Here is an 18898-nt window from a genome sequence, read left to right on the forward strand (position 1 = left end):
ACCTACCCAATCTCGGACTTAGCCGCCCGCGTCAAAAGCCGCTGGTAGAACAGACCGATGCCGATCAACACCGCACCGAGGCCGATGAAGGACAGTGCCCTGAGCACGCCTTCCAGCTCCGACATGTCGAAGATGAAGACCTTCAGCACGGCGATCGCGATCAGCGCGGCGGAGGCAATGCGCAGCACCTGCGACTTCAGCCAGACGCCGGCGGTGAGCAGCGCGACGCCGATGATCAGCCAGAGCGCCGAATATGTGTAGGTCTCCAACTGGCCGAGCCCGCTCCACAAGCCGATGAACTCGCCCTTGAACAGCCGCCTGACCGACAGTGTGGCATAGGCCAGGGCAAGCACGGCCGCCACCACGGCCAGCATCTGCGCATACCATTTCGGCCGCTTGTCCCTGGCATAGAGCGCTAGCCCGCCGGCGGCGACCGCCGGCAAGAGATAGGCGAGGAACAACAGGTTGAACACCGGGATCCGGCCTGTTGATTCGTCTGTGAATAAAGGGTTCAGCACCACGAAATGCCGGACAACGATGAAGGCGACCGAGATCACACCGGCGGCCATCGAACCATAGCGCAGCACCGAGCTTGGCGAACGCATATCGATGGCGACCAGGATGGCGCCGGCGCCGATGGCGATCAGCGTGTAGATCGCCTGTTCAGCCAGCGTCATGGCACCCGTGTCGATGACGCCGCCATGCATGGCATGGCGCACCAGCATGGCGAGCGTGAGCAGCGCAAACAGTGCCGCCGCCGCTTCCATGGCGAGGCGCGGCCGGCCATTGCCAGCCATTGGTGGTGTGGGGGTGGTGCGCGCGAGTTGCCAGGCGGCGAAGCCGAAGGCCAGGGCCGGCACACCGTAGCCCGGCAACAGCCAGTTGAACACCGGTGTCGTGGAGAGGAACTCCGCACCGACGATGGTCGGGTCGAAGGCGACGCGGCCAAGCACGGCGATCACCGCGCCGACCGAAATCCAGCCGAGCACCGGATAGGAGCGCCAGCGCGTGGCCAGCGCCGGCACGATGGCCGCCGCACCGAGCAGGATGGTGGTCCAGCCGGAATCGAAAGCCATATGCATTAGCAGCAGGCCGGCGACGGCCGCACCGCCCAAGGCAAACGACACCGCGACGCCGCCCTTGAGCGGCGGTTCTTCGGCCCGCGCGATCCACTCGCCGCCAGCGGCGAAAACCACGACCAGCAATGCCGCGACGGCGGCGTAGACAAAGTCAAGGTCGAGATTGCCGAAGGTGAACCAGAGTGCCAGCAGGATGACCAGCGGGACGATGACGCCCCACGCTGCCCATGAGGCCGCGCGGATCTGCGTCTCGCCGGCGGACCTGCGCGCGGCCCAGAAGCCGGCGCCGATGAAGACCAGGCCAAGTGCGATGCCGATGCGCAATGTCAGCGCATTGGACGTGGCCACGGGCAGTCCATCGACGCCCAGGGCACCGCCCGAAAAATCGGAAGCGATCAACGTTGGCGGGATGATGCCGAGATAGATCAGCACCGTGACCAGTCCGGCTGCATAAAGCAGCGGCAGCGCCAGCCGGCGATAGAGCGCGACGGCCACCATCGCGGCTATCACCACCGCGCCCTGCAAGGCATAGCCGGCGGCGGCGAAGACCGGGTCGACCGACAGGCCCAGCGCCGAGAATGCGACGAACAGCCCAGGCACGATGGACGGCCAATCGAAAACCGTGGCTGGGCCGGCTTCATCGCCACGGCGAGCGAGCCAGACAAAAGCAAGCACGGCGAGCGTGACGGCGTCGATGAACAGGATGGCGGAGAGGTTCGCCCCCGGTGCATCGGTCATGTAGAGGATGGTCCAGGCACCGGTGCCGAAAAAGGCAGCCGCCATCAGCGCCTTCCAGTCGCGCATGCGGGCGATGATGCCGGTGGCGGTGAGCACGATCACGAGATAACCGAACAGCGCCCAGGGATTGGGCGCCTGCGAGGCGACCAGCACCGGCGTCACCATGGCGCCGACGAGGCCGATGCCGGCCAGCGCCTGACCATGGACAAGGGCGGCTGCGATCGTCGCCACGCCGATGGCGCCGAGCAGCGTGAAGGCAAGTGCCGGGCCGATGAAGCCGTAAATGCCATGCGCGGCATAGACGGTGCCGAACAGGATGAAGGCACCGGCAGCCGTCAGGATCGCTGGAATATAGGCGCCGGCAGCGTCTTGCACCGGCACCTTGAAGCCGGTGCGGCGGATGAATTCGCCGCCGGCGACCAGCACAAGGCCGAGCACCCCAGCCATGGTCAGCCGCACGCCCGGACCGAAAATGCCGGCCTCGATGGTGTAGCGGATCAGGAACAGGCCGCCCAGCGCCAGGGCGATGCCGCCGACCCAGACCGCCCAGCGGATGCCAAGCGCGGTTTCGACATCCGACTGGCGCGCGGCTTTCGCCGCTACGGCGGGTTCCGCTGCCTTCGGCGCCGCCTCGCTTGGCGTCCATGGCCCGGACACGACCTCACCAGTCGAGGCTTCCGCTTCCATAGCTGGCGCCTGTGCGGAGACCGGCTCGCTTATCACGGGCGAGGGAATGTCGGCCGCTGCCACAGCGGCCGGAGCCACATCAGCGGGCGCACTATCGGGCGCGGCCTGTTCGGACGGCTTGGCCGCGGGCGGCACGGCGCCGGAAAGAACCAGGCTGCGCAGCGCGCCAAGCTCGCGCTCGATAAGGCCAATGCGGCTTTGCTGACGCGAAATGATGACGAACAAGGCGATGATGGCGACAAGGCCGATCAGGCTTTCAAACATGGCGGTTCCCCCAAACCAGGCCAGTTTTCACTGACGTTCAGTCTCACTGACACTCAAATGCGGCGGCCAAACGGCCGCAAAACTCAACGTGCCGCCAGATTGGCCGCTGGAAAGATCGAGCATGTTTCGGTGCCGAAAGCCAGCAGCTTGCCGCCGGCATCCTTCAACGTAGCTTCCGAGACGGCCAACGTGCGGCCTTTGTGGACGACTTTGCCCTCGCAGACCACCTCGCCGGTTTTCGGTGTGATGGGCCGCGTTAAATTCACCTTGAACTCGGCCGTCGTATAGGCCTCACCCCTGACGAGCAGCGTCTGCACGGCGCAGGCCAGTGCCGAATCGAGTAGCGTCGCCGCCCAGCCGCCATGCACGCCGCCCAGCGGGTTGAGGTGGCGCTCATTGGGCACGCCGCGGAACACGGCACGGCCTTCCGACACTTCAGTCAGCGCGAAGCTGAGCTGGAAAGAGATCGGCGGCGCCGGATACTTGCCGTCGATGATGCGCTGCAGCAGCTCCAAGCCGCTGTATTTCAGGATATCGGCATGCGGAATGGTGCCGAGGCCGAGCGGCGAGACCCGGCCCGGATAAAGTTCGACCTCGCTCATGTGATGATTTCTCTGGCAGCGTCCTCGCCGACAATGGCCTTGCCGCGCGCGTCGTGTTTGCGCAATGCGGCGAGGAAGCCGGCGCGAGCGTCGGGCGGCTCTATGCCGCGCGGCTCATAGACGTGGCGGGTTAAGAAGAAACCGGTCAGCCGGAAGGCATCGTCGACCGCTGCCGGATCGGCGCGCAGGCCGGAGCCGCGCTGCAGAAAGGCCGGCAAGGCCAGCATCTTGTCGCGCCATGGCAAGCCTGCTTCGCGCGATACCGCGCGACCCGACTTCGGCGAGACATAGGCCAGGTCCTTGCGCGTGCCGGTGGCGGCGCATTGAGTGAGATCGAGACCAAAGCCGAGTTCGTCCAGCACCAGAAGCTCGAATCGCGCCACCAGTTCGCCGGCCGCATCGGCATCGTCGAGATGGGCGATCATCACGGCAAGCGTTTGGTAGAGACCTTCATGCGCGTCGCGCTCGGGCAACAAGCGCAAATGCGCCGCCATGGTCTGCAGTCCATAGACGGCGACGGCGCTGTCCATCAGCCGGGCGGCATTCATCTCGATCGCCTCGGCCTGGAACGTGCCGAGATGCTCGTCAAGCCGCGCCCGCCATAACAGGTCGACGCGATTGCCGGGCTGGAGCACGGGCTGCTGTTTGCGCGAACGGCCGCCACGAACAAGGCCGAGATGACGGCCATGCGCGCGTGTCATCACCTCGAGAATGGCGCTGGTTTCGCCATGCTTGCGGGTGCCGAGAATGATTCCCTCGTCGCGCCATTCCATGCCAAGAGCATTTCACCTGTTGGATGGCGAAATCAAGGGTTGGGTTTGGCGCCCGGAAAGCCGACATCTCACATCAGCATACAAAAACCACCCGCAGCGATGTGCTGCGGGTGGTTTGGTAAGGTCGGTCGATCCGTTAGAACGAGCGCTGGAAGCGAACGATGCCGCCGACGCCATCCTCGAACTTGTCGTCGAAATTTTTGAAATAATCGACTTCGGCCGTGATCGTGTAGCCGGGGACGATGGTGTAGGCGACGTTCGCGGCAACCGCGAAGTCCTGGAAGTCGGTGTAGGAGACCTGGGCGTTGAGCTGGACCTTCTTGTTGACGGTGTAGGTGCCGCCGCCCCAGACGGCGAAGTTGCCAGTCCATGGCTTGTAGAAGTTGGTCGCCTTGTTATCGTCGGTGCCGTAGCCCACCATGGCGAACAGGGTCAGATCCGAGGTCGCCTTGATGTCGAGGCGAGCCTTGCCAGCCCATTCTTCCCAGTTGCTGTTGTAAGCGCCGACCGCGGTGACCGCACCCCAGTCGCCCTTGTACTTTACACCGCCCACGACATGCGGAACGTAGCTGTCGATGGTCTCGGCGCCCGAACCTTCTTCGAGCGAGGCCACCGCCGAGAAGCCGTTGCCGGCATCGAAGTAGTAGCTGATCAGGTTGGTGTCCTTGAGGCCGTAAGGAATGATCGTGTCCTGGACGACGTTGCCGGCATAACCGATAAAGGAGTCATAGGCCGTTTCGTCCTTGCCGACGCGCAACCCGCCAAGCTGGATCCAGGCGAAATGCAGATCGGCAGCCTTGTTGCCGGCTTCGCTGTCGATCGCGAAGCCATCTGCGCCCTTGGCCGTGGTAACGCTACCGAAGTTGAAGCGCGTCTCGGTGTAGGTCTTCAACGTGCCGAGTTCGGTTTCCTGGCCCGTCCAGGTCTTCAGCGTGAAGCGCGCGTTCTTGTTCCAGGTATCGTTGATGCCGCCATCCTGGGAATCGATGGCTTTGGTGCCGTCCAGCACGCGATTGCCGTCGCCGAAGCTGGCGTCATAGCGGATGTAGCCGCCGATGCGCAGGCAGGTCTCGGTGCCCGGAATGTAGAAGTAGCCAGCGCCGTAGACGTCGCAGATCTTGACGTATTCGGCCGGTTCCGGTTCGGCGACGACGACAGCGTCCGCGGCACGAGCGCCGGACACCGCGATCAGTGCCGCGGCTGAGCCGAGAAGGAGGCTCTTGATATTCATTTGCTGACCTCTCCAGTCATAGTTTTAAAATGGCTTCGGATTTGTGGCTGGCGGCAATGTTTTCCCGCCTCACCCCCACAGTGAAAAGGGCTCGCACCGCTCCCCCTTTTCGGTCGCGAACATACCCATCGGTCTTCCGCCTTCAATGACGATTTTTGAAATAACTCCGATTCAGATAACAGAATAACGCTGTGTTGCACAAATAACACTTATGCACGCTGCGAATGGCACAATCGGCACAACGTCATATATTCAATATATACGCGGATTCTTTCGCGGCTAATTATACTTCAACGCATCAAATTTCCGCTATGGCGGTCAAATTCGCAATATCTACCTCGTTTTCGTGGAAATCGAACTGATTCCTGCCGCTGCTCTCCATCGCCAGATGACATTCATCTGAATGATCGCGCTCTATCGTCGTGATGAAGCATCGATGGTGCCCGCCAGGCCAACCGCCATTTTGCCGAGGCGATCGAAACTCCCAAAGCGCTGTCGCGTTGCCGATTGTGACAGCGGCCAAGCGCCGAAGACGATCTATGTGAGTTGGCTGCGCGAATGGAGGCAGATCGTGCCCGCAACGGCGAGGCCGCCGAACAATATGCCCTATGGAGCTATCCGAAATCTTTCAGAAACCGCTCGGGGTTTTTGGCCGCATCGACCAGGCGCCTCAAGCCCGCTGAGCGTGATCGACAAGCACTTCATCGATTACATGTCGGGATTTTTCAACCTCGACGGGATTCACGCCGATGTGTCCGGCCATCGTGATCAGCGCCTTCCACAGCGTCCAGCCACGACCCCGTGCCCACATGGCCTCGTCAGCCGAAAGACCAGCGCGAAACATCTCCCGGCTTTTGCCTTCGAACAGCGTCCATGCAATCGCCAGATCGCAGGCGGGATCACCGATGCCCGAAGTTCCGAAGTCGATCACCGCGCTCAGCCGGCCTTGCCTGACCAGCAGGTTTCCCCAACTGACGTCACCGTGGAACCAGACCGGCGCACCGTGCCATGTCGCGGCAAGCGCTGCTTCCCACACCGCACTTGCGGCGTCGGTATCGATCTTGCCGTCGAGGGCGGCGATCGCCTCCCGGGTTTCGCCATCGTAGACGCTGAGCGGTCCGCCGCGAAAGAAGTTGTGCTGTCCCGGCGCCGGTCCGCCGGTGGGATCGATACGCTGCAAGTCAACCAGGAACGCGGCCAAATCCGCCGCGAATTGCGACAGGCCGGCGATACGCTCGCGCTTTGCCGTCTCGCCTTCGATCCAGCGGTAGACGGACCAATGCCAGGGATAGTTTTCAGCCGGAACTCCCATCGCCAGCGGCACGGGGATCGGCAGCGGCAACAGAGCCGCCAGCCTTGGCAGCCAGCGATGCTCCTTTTCCACTTGTAGGGAATAGGCCGCGGCGCTCGGCAACCGCACGGTCATCTCGTCACCGAGATGAAAGGTCCTGTTGTCCCAGCCGCCAAACTCGACCGGCCTGACCGCAAGATCCTTCCAGCGGGGGAATTGCGTGGCGATCAATCGGCTGACAAGCGCTGTGTCGATGTTCAGCTTGCTGTCCATGGATCGGGAGCGGATTTGTTGAGCATGGTCTTTTCCGAAAACCGGTTCCGCTTTTCGCTGCGCGGACCTTCGGCTCGGGATCCTGCTTTAGCGCGGAAACTCGAGCCCCATCTCGCGGTAGCGCTCGGGGTCGTCGCCCCAGTTCTCGCGCACCTTGACGAACAGGAACAGGTGCACCTTTTGTTCGAGAATGCCGGCTATTTCCATGCGCGCCGCCTGGCCGATGGCGCGGATGGTTTCGCCCTTGTGGCCAAGCACGATCTTCTTCTGGCTGTCGCGCTCGACATAGATGGTCTGGTCGATGCGCACCGAGCCGTCCGGCTTCTCTTCCCATTTCTCGGTTTCGATATGCGAGGAATAGGGCAGTTCCTGATGCAGCCTGAGATAAAGTTTTTCGCGGGTGATCTCGGCGGCCAGCTGGCGCATCGGCAGGTCCGAAATCTGGTCCTCGGGATAGTACCAGGGACCGACGGGTAGCGTTTCAGCGAGATAGTCGAGCACGTCCTTGCAACCGGAACCGGTGAGCGCCGAAACCATGAAGGTGCGCTTGAACGGCACCCTTTCGTTCGCTGCCGCCGACAAGGCCAGCAGCGCCTCGTGCTTGACGCGGTCGACCTTGTTGAGGATCAGCACCATCGGCTGGCGCACATCCTTTAGCCGTTCGAGGATGGCGTCGGCGTCGCCCCTGATGCCGCGCTCGGCATCGATCAGAAGCAGCACGATATCGGCGTCCTTGGCGCCGCCCCAGGCGGTGGTTACCATCGCCGTATCGAGCCGCCGCCTCGGCTTGAAAATGCCAGGCGTGTCGACGAAAACGATCTGCGCATTGTCATGCGTGGCGATGCCGCGCACGATGGCGCGGGTCGTCTGCACCTTGTGAGTGACGATCGACACCTTGGCGCCGACCAACTGGTTGACCAGCGTCGACTTGCCCGCATTGGGCGCGCCGATCAGCGCGACGAAGCCGGAATGCGTGGGGGCAGCTTCCGTTGCCGGTTCTTCGGTGGCGGTCATGCCGCGCTCCCTTCATTAGAGCGCCGCGCGCCCTCCGTTTTTTGGGCCGGTGCGGTGGCCCAGACGCCTTCGCGCAAAAGAAATGCCGAAGCCGCCGCTTCTTCGGCGGCCCTGCGCGAGCCGCCGGTGCCGCTTATCGGCGCAAAGCCGCGGACCTGCAAGGAAACCGTGAAGATAGGCTGATGGTCCGGCCCTTCGCGCTTTTCGATTACATATTCGGGGCGCGCATCGCTGGTCTTGGCAATCCATTCCTGCAAATCGGATTTCGGATTGAGCGGCTTTGCCACGACCGTCCGCGAGCGCGGTTCCCAATAACGCAGGACGAAGCGCCGCGCGGCGTCGATGCCACCATCGACGTAAACCGCCGCGATCAGAGCTTCGACCGCATCCGCCAGATAGTTTCCGCCCGAGCCACGCGACCGCATCTTCAAGGCAGCGTCGGCCCGGACCAGATCCTCCAACTGCATTTCGATGCCGATCTCGGAGCATGTCTTCGCATCGACCAGCGCATTGAAGCGTGGCGCGATTTCACCCTCCGGCGCGTCAGGGAACTTTTCAAAAAGCATATCGGCGACGACAAGCCCGAGCACGCGGTCGCCAAGGAATTCGAGACGCTGATTGTTGCTTGCCGCCTTGACCGCACTGGAATGCGTCAAGGCGGTTTCGAGCAAGCGGATGTCTTGGAAGACATGGCCGGTCTTGGCCTTCACCAAACCGGCCAGTGTTTCGCCTGTCGGGCGCTTCAAAGCCATCAATTGACGAAGTGGAACAGGCGCGAAGCACGCATCAGCGACGGCCACTTCCAGATTTCGAGCGGGCTCGCCTTGCCGGCGATCGAGAAGAAAACAAGATTGGCGCGGCCAACCAGATTTTCCTCGGGGACGTAGCCGACGGTGAAACGGCTGTCGGCGGAATTGTCCCTGTTGTCGCCCATCATGAAATAATGGCCAGGCGGCACGTCGAATTCGCGCGTGTTGTCGCCGATCGAGTTCGAATTCAGGTCGAGCGTGTCGTAGCTGACGCCGTTGGGCAAGGTCTCGCGATAGACGTCGATAGGTCGCGATTCCTCGGTGATGTCAGGATTGTCGATCTGGCCAGTTTTCACGCGCGGCACGCCGACGCCGTTGATGAACAGCTGGCCGTCCTTGACCTGGATCTTGTCGCCCGGCAGGCCGACCACGCGCTTGATGTAGTCGATGGACGGATCAGGCGGGAACTTGAACACCACCACGTCGCCGCGCTTGGGCTCGGAGCCCCAGATGCGGCCCGAAAAAATGTCGGGGCCGAAGGGCAGCGAATAGCGCGAATAGCCGTAGGACCATTTGGTGACGAACAAATAGTCGCCCTCCAGAAGCGTCGGCCGCATCGATCCCGATGGGATCGAAAAGGGTTGGAACAAGAGCGTGCGGATGACCAGGGCGAGCAAAAGCGCCTGGACGATGACGCTGACGGTCTCGCCAAGGCCGCCGGATTTCTTCTCAGTTTTTTCAGCCACGCTCATGTCGTCCTCGATTGTGCGTTGGATGGTATAGAGTCTCGGCGCGCGCTGGGCAACGTCAATGCCGGTCGTCAGATGCAATCAATGTGGCGCTTCTTCGACGGGCAACGCCTCGATGATCACAAAGGCTTGAGCGAGCGGGAAATCGTCCGTGATGGTGAGGTGGATCGCCACCCGATGGCCCTTTGGCAGGATTTTGGCCAGCCGCGCCTGTGCCCCTCCGGTCAGCGCCATGGTCGGCGCACCGCTGGGCAGGTTGACGACACCCATGTCGCGCCAGAACACGCCCTGCGCCAGACCGGTGCCCAGCGCCTTGGCGCAGGCCTCCTTGGCAGCGAAGCGCTTGGCGTAGGACGCCGCACGCGCCCGGCGGTTCTCGGAGCGGGCCTGTTCGACGTCGGTGTAGATTCTCTGGATGAAACGCTGACCGTGACGCTCCAGCGACCTCTCGATGCGTCTGATATCGATCAGGTCGCTGCCGATGCCGATGATCATCGTGCGGCGGAACCGATGCTTGCGCTGGGATGAGACGATTGCTGATGCCGGCTTGCGCGCTCGGCCAGGCGCTTGCGCCGCTGCTCGCGGAAAGCGTTCATGCCCCATCGCGTGATGGCGTAAAACAAGAGCCCGAAGACCAGTCCGAGCGGCACCGCTCCGATCAGCATCGGCTCAAGGATAGGTTTCCACAATTGCGCAAAGGACAGGTTGTGCAGCATTTCGCCCAGATGTGCCGGCGGGCCGTGCTGCGGCAGGCGGTCATGCAGGATGAGCTTGCCTGTTTCCCAGGAGGCACCCCATAGCAGCGGAAATGTCAGTGGATTGCCAAAGAACACCGCGCCAAGCGCCGCCGCCACCAGATTGCCGGCGATCACCCAGCACAGGACGGCAGCGATGATGAAATGGAAACCGACGGGAAAGAACGAAGCAAAGACACCGGCAGCGACGCCGGCCGCCACCGCATGCGGTGTGGCCTTCAGCCGCAGGATGCGCTTGGAAAAATATTGAAGCGAGCGTGAAAACGAGCGGCGCGGCCAAAGATAGGTGCGCACCCGGTCGAAAAGGCCATCAGGCTTGCGGCGTCGAAAAAGCACTCTGGTCCAATTCCTGGTTCACCAACACCACTACCCCAGCCATTCCAAGCCGGGGTACGACAGCCATATCCTGCGCTTTACGGTCGCCTAAAGGCAACAACGACTTTGATATAGCGACGGGCCGGCCGAAGAACAACCGACGGGCTGGCGGCGCTGGGTCGCTTGCGGCACTCGAGATCGGCGTTGGGCTGCCCAACATAGTACAATCACGGCGGATTTGAGGAAGGCCACGTAACCATCCCGCAGATTGTGAATGTTCTACGGCTGCCTGAACCGGTCGCGAGGAATTTCCGCAATCGCCGTGATCTCGATCAGCAAGTCAGGGTGATAGAGGCGTACCACCTGCACGGTGGTGGTGACCGGAAACGGTTCGGCGAAAAACTGCTTGCGAATGTCAGCCGCGGCCAAGAACTGATCTATATCGGTGGCATGCTGGGTCAAAGAGACGATGTCGGCCATCGTGCCACCGACGGATACGAGAATCGCTTGAATGTTTTCCAATGTCTTACGGACCTGAGCGCGCATGTCGTTCTTGCCAACGATCTGGCCCTCTCTGTCGAGAGAAACCTGTCCCTTGAGATGAACGATCTGACCTGACCCCTGGATTTTCAGCATCGAAAATGCACCGAAAGGCTGCCAGATCCCGGGTGGATTGAAACTTGTTGCCATTCGAGATCAGACCTTCAGGTCTTGCCGCGTTCGTATTCGCTGACCTCGACGAGATTGCCGTCCGGGTCGCGAAAATAGATCGACATCATCGGGCCACGGGCGCCGACACGTTCGACCGGACCGAGTTCCACCGCCACACCGTTAGTCGCGAGACGGGTGCTGACTTCGTCCAGCGGCCGGTCGGTGACCAGGCAGAAGTCGCCCGAGCCGGGCGTTGGTACCTTCGCCTTCGGTTCGAAGGTGCGGCCGATCTCATGCACGTTGATCTTCTGATTGCCGAAAGCCAGCGCCGTCGGCCGGCCCGGCGTATCGATGCGTTCAAAGCCCAGCACGCGCTGATAAAAAGCGCAGGTCACTTCCAGCGAAGCGACCGTCAGCACGAAATGATCGATGCCGGCGATCATCACCGCCTCCCCGTCAGATGTTGCGGCTGCCGGGCTTGATCGCCGGGATGGCGGCCAGCTCCGGCGGCAGCCGGTCGGCCGGATAGGCCGGAACCTCATATTCGGCGAGTGCGATCAGCGGCACGCCGACATCAGTCTTGCCCGCCGAACGGTCGATGATGCAGGCGGCGGCAGCCACTTCGGCGCCAAGCTCGCGCAGGCACTCGATGGTCTCGCGGATCGACAGGCCGGTGGTGACGATGTCCTCGACGATGACGACACGCGCGCCCCTGGCGATCTCGAAACGGCGCAGCCGGAACTCGCCCCCTTCCCGCTCGACCCAGATCGCCGGCACGCCGAGATGGCGCGAGGTCTCGTAAGCCGGGATCAGCCCGCCGATCGCCGGGCCGACGACGTAGTCGATCTTGCCGGGCACGCCAGCGCGGATCTTCTCGGCCAGCGCCTTGCACAGACGCTCGGTCTTGTCGGCATGCATGAACACGCGCGCCTTCTGCAGGAAGACCGGACTGCGCAGGCCCGAGGTTAAAATGAAATGCCCTTCTAGAACAGCACCGGCCTCACGGAAAATGCCCAGCACTTCATCAGTGTTCATTGTTTTCTCCATGACCATGGTGAATGGTGAATGGTGAATGGTGAATGGTGAATGGTAGTGAGCACCTTCTTTCACTATTCACTATTCACTATTCACTATTCACTATTCACTATTCACTATTCACTATTCACCCGTTCACACGCCGTGCATCGCTGACGCTCGAATTGTCCTTGAGCTGCGACAGCAGCCGGTTGAGGTGCTTCAGATCCCAGACTTCGAGATCGATCAGCATTTCGGTGAAGTCGGGCGCGGTGCGAACCATCGACAGCGTGTGAATGTTGGCGTCGTTCGACGCAACCACCTGGGCGATATCGGCGAGCGAACCCGGCGCATTGATGGCGGTGACCGAGACGCGCGCCGGAAAGCGCTCCTTGGTGCGCTCGTCAATGTCCCAGCGCACGTCGATCCAGCGCTCGGGCTGGTCGTCGAAAGCCTGCAACGCCGGCGACTGGATCGGATAGATGGTGATGCCGGTGCCCGGCTGGACGATGCCGACGATGCGGTCGCCAGGCACTGCCCCTTCCGGCGCGAAACGCACCGGCAAGTCGCCACGCACGCCGCGGATCGGCACGGCGCCGTCGCGCGGCTGATCCTTGTCCTTGCGCGCGGCGCGGCCCGGAATCTGGAACAGCATGCCGGCGGCATTGCGGATCTTCGACCAGCCCTCCTCGCGCGGCTTGGGTGCGGCCGTGGTGACGCGCTCGTCCTTGTAGTCGGGGAATACCGCCTTCATGACGTCGGCGGAGGCAAGCTCGCCCCGCCCGACTGAGGCCAGCACATCCTCGATGTCCTTGCGCGCCAGCCGGTGCAGCACCTGCTTCAGGCTCTCCTTGGTGAAAGTCTTGCCGGCGCGCTCGAAGGCGCGTTCCAGGATGCGGATGCCGAGACCCGAATACTGCTTGCGGATGGCGTTCTTGGTGGCGCGGCGGATGGCCGAGCGCGCCTTGCCGGTGACGACGACCGATTCCCACGCCGCCGGCGGCACCTGCGCCTTGGAGCGGATGATTTCGACCTCGTCGCCGTTCTTCAGCTCCGTCATCAGCGGCATGATGCGGCCGTTGACCTTGGCACCGACGCAGGTATCGCCGACATCGGTGTGCACCGCATAGGCAAAGTCGATCGGTGTCGCGCCGCGCGGCAGCGCAATCAGCATGCCTTTCGGGGTGAAGCAGAACACCTGGTCCTGGAACAGTTCCAGCTTGGTGTTTTCGAGAAAGTCTTCCGGATTGTCGCCCTCGGCAAGCTGCTCGATGGTGCGCCGCAGCCAGGCGTAGGCGTTGGTCTCTTTCGAGATCGCGTGGGCGGCACCGTTCGTCTTGCCGCCGGTATCCTTGTAGATCGAATGGGCGGCAACGCCGTATTCGGCAATCTTGTTCATCTCTCGGGTGCGGATTTGCAGTTCGACGCGCTGGCGCGACGGCCCGACGATGGTGGTGTGGATCGATCGGTAGTCATTCTGCTTCGGCGTCGAGATGTAATCCTTGAAGCGGCCCGGCACCATCGACCACGCGGTGTGGATGGCGCCAAGCGCCCGGTAGCAGTCCTCGACCGTATCGACGACGACGCGGAAGCCGAAAATGTCGGACAGCTGCTCAAAGGACAGCGCCTTCGCCTCCATCTTGCGAAAGACCGACCACGGCTTCTTCTGGCGGCTCTTAACGCTGGCGTTGATCGCATGCTTCTCGAACAGCGTGGACAGCGCCTTTTCAATGTCCGTCAGCACCCCCTTGTTGCGCTCGAAGATTTCGACAAGCCGTGCAGTGACGGCGCGATAGGCTTCAGGATTGATGAAGCGGAAGGCGATCTCCTCCAGCTCCTCGCGCATGCCTTGCATACCCATGCGCCCGGCCAGCGGCGCATAGATGTCCATCGTCTCCTCGGCGATGCGCAGGCGCTTGGCCTCCGGCATATGGTCGAGGGTGCGCATGTTGTGCAGGCGGTCGGCGAGCTTGACAAGAAGCACGCGGACATCTTCCGAAATCGCCAGCAGAAGCTTTCTCAGGTTTTCCGCCTGCTCGGCCTTCTTCGATACGAGGTCAAGCTTCTTCAGCTTGGTCAGGCCCTCCACCAGCTTGCCCATTTCGGGGCCGAACAGATCGTCGATCTCCGCCCGCGTCGCCGTGGTGTCCTCAATGGTGTCGTGCAGCAGGGCGACCGCGATCGTCGCCTCGTCCATATGCATTTCGGTGAGGATGGCAGCGACTTCGAGCGGATGCGAGAAATAGGGATCGCCGGAAGCACGCTTCTGATGGCCATGCTTCTGCATGGCATAGACATAGGCCTTGTTGAGCAGCGCCTCGTTGACGTCAGGCTTGTAGCGCTGGACGCGCTCGACAAGCTCATACTGACGCATCATGGGCGGAATCTCGCGGTGCTGAAATGATTGATGCGCCGCACTAGCGTACGGCGCACCTCATAGATAGCCACGAAACTGACTGGACGGAAGTGCCGGAAACGTATTCCAGGCAGGTCCAGAGCGCTCGCTTAGTAGTCGTCGCTCTTTTCCGGCGGCACCAGACCCTCGATGCCGGCCAGGAGGTCTTCCTCGGTCATCCGGTCGAAGGTGATGTTCTCCTCGGTGTCATCGGCGTCGGTGGCCGCAACGGCGGCGCCGGTCTGATCGGCAATCGCCTCGCCATCGGCCTCGGGCTCGTCGACCTCGACATGCTTCTGCAGCGAATGGATCAGATCTTCCTTGAGGTCGTCGGGCGATAACGTCTCGTCGGCGATCTCGCGCAGCGCCACGACCGGGTTCTTGTCGTTGTCGCGCGGCACGGTGATCGGCGCGCCCTGGCTGATCTGCCGGGCGCGGTGGCCGGCCAACAGCACCAGCTCGAAGCGGTTGTCGACCTTGTCGATGCAATCTTCAACGGTTACGCGGGCCATGGATGCCCCTTTCATACGATGGATTTGATGGAAAACAGGCGCGGTCCATAACCCGAACGCCGCCAAAATACAAGCATCATGGCAATGGCTGGGCTGCAGGGCGCCCAATCTCTCGGTCAAACACCCGATTCCGCAAAACCAGCCTGTGCTTTACGCATTCGGTGTTCCGATCACAATTGCTTGCGGTGCCGCAACACGCCCTTGGATTGCCGCGAAACTGGCGCTATCTCGAATGGCGTTTGAGGTCAGCCGGTTTATTATGAGCCTGACCGAACGTCGCTATCGCATTTCGTTTAGACGGCCGTTTATTTCGAGAAGGAATATTTTCCATGTTCGACCCTCGTGAAAAAATCGCCCTATTCATCGACGGCGCCAATCTCTACGCGACGTCGCGCGCGCTCGGCTTCGACATCGATTATCGCAAGCTTCTGGCGAGCTTCCAGAAGCGCGGTTATCTGCTGCGCGCCTATTATTACACGGCACTTGTCGAGGATCAGGAATACTCCTCGATCCGCCCGCTGATCGACTGGCTCGACTATAACGGTTTCAAGGTGGTCACCAAGCCGGCCAAGGAATTCACCGACTCGACCGGCCGCCGCAAGATCAAGGGCAATATGGACATCGAGCTCACGGTGGATGCGCTGGAACTCGCCGATGTCGTCGACCACTACGTCATCTTTTCCGGCGACGGCGATTTCCGCACGCTGGTCGAGGCGCTGCAGCGGCGCGGCCGCAAGGTTTCGATCGTCTCGACGATGGCCTCGCAGCCGCCGATGATCTCCGACGATCTGCGCCGCCAGGCCGACCATTTCATCGACCTGACAACACTGAAGAACGAGGTTGGCCGCGATCCATCCGAGCGGCCGGTGCGCAGGCCCGAGCCCGCCGAAGTCGACGAGGACGACTATTGAGGCCGGTCGCCTTGACCGCCCTTTCCGCCTCCGAACCCGATCGCGACTGCCCGCTCTGCCCACGGCTGCATGACTTCATCGCCGAGTGGCGGCAGCGCGAACCATCCTGGTTCAACGCGCCGGTGCCGACTTTTTTGCCGCCGGAGGGCGACGCCGCGGTTCAATTGCTGATCGTCGGGCTGGCGCCTGGGCTGCGCGGGGCGAACCGCACAGGGCGTCCCTTCACCGGCGACTTTGCCGGCGACCTGCTCTACTCGACGCTGATTTCGCACGGGTTTGCGCGCGGTGAATTCAAGGCCAGACCCGACGACGGATTGGAGCTTGTCGGCACGGCGATCACCAATGCGGTGCGCTGCGTGCCGCCTGAGAACAAGCCTGTAGGCGCCGAGATTGCCACGTGCCGGACGTTCCTGGTGCCGACGATCGCCCGGTTCCCCAACCTGCGCGCCGTGCTGACACTGGGATCGATCGCGCACCAGTCGACCGTGCGGGCGCTGGGCGGTCGCGTCGCCGCCTATCCGTTCAAGCATGGCGGACAATTGCCGGCCGACGGCATCACGCTGTTTTCGAGCTATCACTGCTCACGCTACAACACCAATACCGGTGTGCTGACCGAAGCGATGTTCGTCAGCGTTTTCAGCCAGATAGCGACGTTCCTTCGGACATAGAGGCTGTTTCTGCAGAAATAGAGACGGGTGTCGGCAGGCTTGTCAGCGTGGCGGCGCAGACAGCGCGGCCAAAACGGCCGGCCCACCCTGCAGCACATTCAGATCGACATCGCCGCTGATGCCGTCGACACGGCCCCTGTTGTGGTATTGCCAGTAGACCCAGTCGTCGCGGTCCGGCTCCAGAAGCAAGGAGCGAAGCCAGAGCCGGCGGGCAGCAATGCGCCCGGCAAAGATCTGTGCCGCCTCGTCGGTCAGATAGACAATCGCCGGCTTGCCGAACGCCGCCTCGACGGGGCCGAGGAATGCGGCCAGTTCGGCGTTCAGTTGCTCGGGCGTTGGTCGCTGCGGACAGTTGCCGCCGAACTCGATGTCGACGACCGGCGGCAGCAGCGGCTGATCGTGCGGCACCACCGAGATGAAATTCTTGGCCTGGTCGGCGCCAGGCCGGCAAAAGGTGAAAAAATGATAGGCGCCGACAGCCAGACCGGCGGCGCGAGCCTCACGCAGATTGGTGGAAAAGGCATCATCGACATGATCGCCGCCTTCGGTCGCCTTGATGACGGCAAAGGCGATATCATCGGCGGCTACACGCCGCCAGTCGATCTGGCCCTGATGATGGGAGACGTCGATGCCTCTGACGGGATACTTATTGCGGTCCGGCGAGAACGATCTGAAATAGAGATATCCGCCTGCTGCAACGAAACATACCAAGACCAGGCTGGCCAAACCAAAGAGGACAATCCGGTTCTTCAAACGAATGGCCCCAGCCTACCCACGCTCTTTACCTATCCACGCTCTTTTAGGAGCCGACCCTTCTCGCGCGACCAGTCGCGCTGCTTCTCGGATTCACGCTTGTCGTGCAGCTTCTTGCCGCGGCCGACCGCGAGCAACAGCTTGGCACGGCCCTGGTCGTTGAAATAGATTTTCAGCGGCACCAGCGTCATGCCTTCGCGGTCGACGCTCTGCGACAGTTTTGCCATCTCGCGCTTGTTGAGCAGCAGTTTGCGGCGACGTCGCGGCTCATGGTTGAAGCGGTTGGCCTGCAGATATTCCGGCAGATAGGAATTGATCAGCCAGATCTCGCCGCCTTCGACCGAGGCATAGCTGTCCTGGATGTTGGCCTGGCCCTGGCGCAGCGACTTGACCTCGGTGCCGGTCAGCACCAGGCCGGCCTCGACCGTGTCGAGCACCTCGTAGGAAAACCGCGCCTTGCGGTTTTCCGAAACGGTCTTGTTGTTGGGATCGGCTTTTCTGACTTGATTCATGATGTGGAGAGGTGGCGCCTCATCGCTAATTAATCAAGCCGGCGTGCTTCATCGCCGCATCGATCTTTTCGGCGGTCGACTGTTCGATCGTGACCAGCGGCGAGCGCAGCACATTCTCGACCTTGCCCAGCTGCGACAGCGCATATTTCGCGCCCGAAACGCCAGGCTCGACGAAGATCGCCTTGTGCAGCGGCAGCAGACGGTCCTGCAATTCCAGTGCCTTGGCGCTGTCGCCGGACAACGTCGCCTCCTGGAATTCGGCGCACAGACGCGGCGCGACATTCGAGGTCACCGAGATGCAGCCGACGCCGCCATGCGCATTGAAACCAAGTGCCGAAGCATCCTCGCCCGAAAGCTGGATGAAATCCTTGCCGCAAGTGGCGCGCTGCTCGGAGACCCGTTCGACCTTGCCGGTGGCATCCTTGACGCCGACGATGTTCTTGAAGTCGTGCACGAGCCGGCCCATCGTCTCCGGCATCATGTCGATCACCGAGCGCGGCGGGATATTATAGATAATGATCGGCAGCTTGGTTGCCCTGGCGACGGTCGCGAAGTGCTCGTACAGGCCGCGTTGTGTCGGCCTGTTGTAATAGGGCGTGACGACCAGGGCAGCATCGGCGCCGGCCTTCTCGGCATACTGCACGAGGCCAACGGCTTCCTCGGTGTTGTTGGAACCGGCGCCGGCGACGACTGGAACGCGTCCCTTGGCAACCTCGATGCAGACCTTGACGACTTGGCGATGCTCGTCATGCGACAGCGTCGGCGACTCGCCGGTCGTGCCCACGGGAACCAGTCCCGTCGTGCCCTCGGCGAGTTGCCATTCGACGAACGCGCGAAAAGCTTTCTCGTCGAAACGCCCGCTCTTTTCGAACGGTGTCACGAGCGCAGTAAGCGAGCCTCTCAGCATATCGTCCAACTCCTTGGGACTTCTTTGTTCATGCAAGTCGTCGTCCCAAAACCGG

Annotated in this window: 20 protein-coding genes; 2 read left to right on the plus strand and 18 right to left on the minus strand. The window is 62.1% G+C overall.

All coding sequences use genetic code 11. The features are described from left to right. Positions 1-2: 2 nt before the first annotated feature. The 15 genes from NKJ06_RS05340 to rpoZ form a co-directional block, all read right to left on the minus strand. The gene (locus NKJ06_RS05340; RefSeq protein WP_352626915.1) at positions 3-2768 is read right to left on the minus strand and encodes a DUF2339 domain-containing protein; all 2766 of its coding nucleotides are present in this window, start codon (positions 2766-2768) and stop codon (positions 3-5) included. A gap of 83 nt (positions 2769-2851) precedes the next feature. After that, positions 2852-3370: a PaaI family thioesterase gene (locus NKJ06_RS05345; RefSeq protein WP_352626914.1), complete on the minus strand. Its 519-nt coding sequence runs from the start codon at positions 3368-3370 to the stop codon at positions 2852-2854. Continuing rightward, entirely contained in the window at positions 3367-4143 is a 777-nt protein-coding gene (gene recO, locus NKJ06_RS05350) for a DNA repair protein RecO (RefSeq protein ID WP_352626913.1), read from the minus strand. The genes NKJ06_RS05345 and recO overlap by 4 nt, the downstream gene beginning before the upstream one ends. A 136-nt stretch (positions 4144-4279) precedes the next feature. Next, positions 4280-5374 carry a porin gene (locus NKJ06_RS05355; RefSeq protein ID WP_352626912.1) on the minus strand — a complete coding sequence of 365 codons (1095 nt, stop codon included), beginning with the start codon at positions 5372-5374 and terminating at the stop codon, positions 4280-4282. Positions 5375-6044: 670 nt separating this feature from the next. Next, entirely contained in the window at positions 6045-6938 is an 894-nt protein-coding gene (locus tag NKJ06_RS05360; RefSeq protein WP_352626911.1) for an aminoglycoside phosphotransferase family protein, read from the minus strand. An 87-nt stretch (positions 6939-7025) separates the two neighbouring features. Continuing rightward, positions 7026-7952, minus strand: a complete 927-nt coding sequence (era, locus tag NKJ06_RS05365) for a GTPase Era (protein WP_352626909.1) — start codon at positions 7950-7952, stop codon at positions 7026-7028. Beyond that, on the minus strand, positions 7949-8704 hold the full coding sequence (rnc, locus tag NKJ06_RS05370; protein WP_352626908.1) for a ribonuclease III: 756 nt from the start codon (positions 8702-8704) through the stop codon (positions 7949-7951). The genes era and rnc overlap by 4 nt, the downstream gene beginning before the upstream one ends. Beyond that, positions 8704-9453, minus strand: a complete 750-nt coding sequence (gene lepB / locus NKJ06_RS05375) for a signal peptidase I (RefSeq protein WP_352626907.1) — start codon at positions 9451-9453, stop codon at positions 8704-8706. The genes rnc and lepB overlap by 1 nt, the downstream gene beginning before the upstream one ends. Positions 9454-9531: 78 nt before the next feature. Next, complete coding sequence (acpS, locus tag NKJ06_RS05380; RefSeq protein WP_352809304.1) at positions 9532-9945, minus strand: holo-ACP synthase; 414 nt, start codon at positions 9943-9945, stop codon at positions 9532-9534. Continuing rightward, the gene (locus NKJ06_RS05385) at positions 9942-10541 is read right to left on the minus strand and encodes a DUF2062 domain-containing protein (RefSeq protein WP_352809306.1); all 600 of its coding nucleotides are present in this window, start codon (positions 10539-10541) and stop codon (positions 9942-9944) included. The genes acpS and NKJ06_RS05385 overlap by 4 nt, the downstream gene beginning before the upstream one ends. A 258-nt stretch (positions 10542-10799) precedes the next feature. Beyond that, positions 10800-11210 carry a RidA family protein gene (locus NKJ06_RS05390; RefSeq protein ID WP_352809308.1) on the minus strand — a complete coding sequence of 137 codons (411 nt, stop codon included), beginning with the start codon at positions 11208-11210 and terminating at the stop codon, positions 10800-10802. 14 nt (positions 11211-11224) lie between these two features. After that, positions 11225-11617, minus strand: coding sequence for a VOC family protein (locus NKJ06_RS05395; protein ID WP_352809310.1), 393 nt, complete (start codon positions 11615-11617; stop codon positions 11225-11227). Between the two features lie 10 nt (positions 11618-11627). Beyond that, positions 11628-12206, minus strand: a complete 579-nt coding sequence (gene pyrE / locus NKJ06_RS05400; RefSeq protein ID WP_352809312.1) for an orotate phosphoribosyltransferase — start codon at positions 12204-12206, stop codon at positions 11628-11630. A gap of 127 nt (positions 12207-12333) precedes the next feature. Then, positions 12334-14562 (minus strand): RelA/SpoT family protein, encoded by a 2229-nt coding sequence (locus NKJ06_RS05405; RefSeq protein WP_352626895.1) that lies wholly within the window; start codon positions 14560-14562, stop codon positions 12334-12336. Positions 14563-14690: 128 nt separating this feature from the next. Continuing rightward, positions 14691-15092 (minus strand): DNA-directed RNA polymerase subunit omega, encoded by a 402-nt coding sequence (gene rpoZ / locus NKJ06_RS05410; RefSeq protein WP_023762094.1) that lies wholly within the window; start codon positions 15090-15092, stop codon positions 14691-14693. Between the two features lie 329 nt (positions 15093-15421). Between rpoZ and NKJ06_RS05415 the strand changes: the two genes are divergently transcribed. After that, positions 15422-16003 carry a LabA-like NYN domain-containing protein gene (locus NKJ06_RS05415; RefSeq protein ID WP_023762095.1) on the plus strand — a complete coding sequence of 194 codons (582 nt, stop codon included), beginning with the start codon at positions 15422-15424 and terminating at the stop codon, positions 16001-16003. Positions 16004-16014: 11 nt separating this feature from the next. Continuing rightward, positions 16015-16671 carry a uracil-DNA glycosylase gene (locus NKJ06_RS05420; RefSeq protein WP_352809313.1) on the plus strand — a complete coding sequence of 219 codons (657 nt, stop codon included), beginning with the start codon at positions 16015-16017 and terminating at the stop codon, positions 16669-16671. A gap of 42 nt (positions 16672-16713) precedes the next feature. On the opposite strand, the gene NKJ06_RS05425 is transcribed toward NKJ06_RS05420, so the two are convergent. From NKJ06_RS05425 to dapA, 3 genes are read right to left on the minus strand one after another with little or no spacing between them, the layout of a single operon-like run. Then, the gene (locus NKJ06_RS05425; protein ID WP_352809314.1) at positions 16714-17424 is read right to left on the minus strand and encodes a glycoside hydrolase family 25 protein; all 711 of its coding nucleotides are present in this window, start codon (positions 17422-17424) and stop codon (positions 16714-16716) included. A gap of 32 nt (positions 17425-17456) precedes the next feature. Beyond that, complete coding sequence (gene smpB, locus NKJ06_RS05430) at positions 17457-17936, minus strand: SsrA-binding protein SmpB (RefSeq protein ID WP_013532594.1); 480 nt, start codon at positions 17934-17936, stop codon at positions 17457-17459. A 25-nt stretch (positions 17937-17961) separates the two neighbouring features. Next, the gene (dapA, locus tag NKJ06_RS05435; protein ID WP_352809316.1) at positions 17962-18843 is read right to left on the minus strand and encodes a 4-hydroxy-tetrahydrodipicolinate synthase; all 882 of its coding nucleotides are present in this window, start codon (positions 18841-18843) and stop codon (positions 17962-17964) included. Positions 18844-18898: the final 55 nt, after the last annotated feature.

It is taken from the genome of Mesorhizobium sp. M0293 (assembly GCF_040321735.1).
Classification (GTDB): Bacteria; Pseudomonadota; Alphaproteobacteria; order Rhizobiales; family Rhizobiaceae; genus Mesorhizobium.

Excerpts from the sequence above, each read along its gene's own strand:
- NKJ06_RS05340 (WP_352626915.1), bottom strand. The coding sequence starts at position 2,768 with ATGTTTGAAAGCCTGATCGGCCTTGTCGCCATCATCGCCTTGTTCGTC.
- NKJ06_RS05345 (WP_352626914.1), bottom strand. The coding sequence starts at position 3,370 with ATGAGCGAGGTCGAACTTTATCCGGGCCGGGTCTCGCCGCTCGGCCTC.
- recO (WP_352626913.1), bottom strand. The coding sequence starts at position 4,143 with ATGGAATGGCGCGACGAGGGAATCATTCTCGGCACCCGCAAGCATGGC.
- NKJ06_RS05355 (WP_352626912.1), bottom strand. The coding sequence starts at position 5,374 with ATGAATATCAAGAGCCTCCTTCTCGGCTCAGCCGCGGCACTGATCGCG.
- NKJ06_RS05360 (WP_352626911.1), bottom strand. The coding sequence starts at position 6,938 with ATGGACAGCAAGCTGAACATCGACACAGCGCTTGTCAGCCGATTGATC.
- era (WP_352626909.1), bottom strand. The coding sequence starts at position 7,952 with ATGACCGCCACCGAAGAACCGGCAACGGAAGCTGCCCCCACGCATTCC.
- rnc (WP_352626908.1), bottom strand. The coding sequence starts at position 8,704 with ATGGCTTTGAAGCGCCCGACAGGCGAAACACTGGCCGGTTTGGTGAAG.
- lepB (WP_352626907.1), bottom strand. The coding sequence starts at position 9,453 with ATGAGCGTGGCTGAAAAAACTGAGAAGAAATCCGGCGGCCTTGGCGAG.
- acpS (WP_352809304.1), bottom strand. The coding sequence starts at position 9,945 with ATGATCATCGGCATCGGCAGCGACCTGATCGATATCAGACGCATCGAG.
- NKJ06_RS05390 (WP_352809308.1), bottom strand. The coding sequence starts at position 11,210 with ATGGCAACAAGTTTCAATCCACCCGGGATCTGGCAGCCTTTCGGTGCA.
- pyrE (WP_352809312.1), bottom strand. The coding sequence starts at position 12,206 with ATGAACACTGATGAAGTGCTGGGCATTTTCCGTGAGGCCGGTGCTGTT.
- NKJ06_RS05405 (WP_352626895.1), bottom strand. The coding sequence starts at position 14,562 with ATGATGCGTCAGTATGAGCTTGTCGAGCGCGTCCAGCGCTACAAGCCT.
- rpoZ (WP_023762094.1), bottom strand. The coding sequence starts at position 15,092 with ATGGCCCGCGTAACCGTTGAAGATTGCATCGACAAGGTCGACAACCGC.
- NKJ06_RS05415 (WP_023762095.1), top strand. The coding sequence starts at position 15,422 with ATGTTCGACCCTCGTGAAAAAATCGCCCTATTCATCGACGGCGCCAAT.
- smpB (WP_013532594.1), bottom strand. The coding sequence starts at position 17,936 with ATGAATCAAGTCAGAAAAGCCGATCCCAACAACAAGACCGTTTCGGAA.
- dapA (WP_352809316.1), bottom strand. The coding sequence starts at position 18,843 with ATGCTGAGAGGCTCGCTTACTGCGCTCGTGACACCGTTCGAAAAGAGC.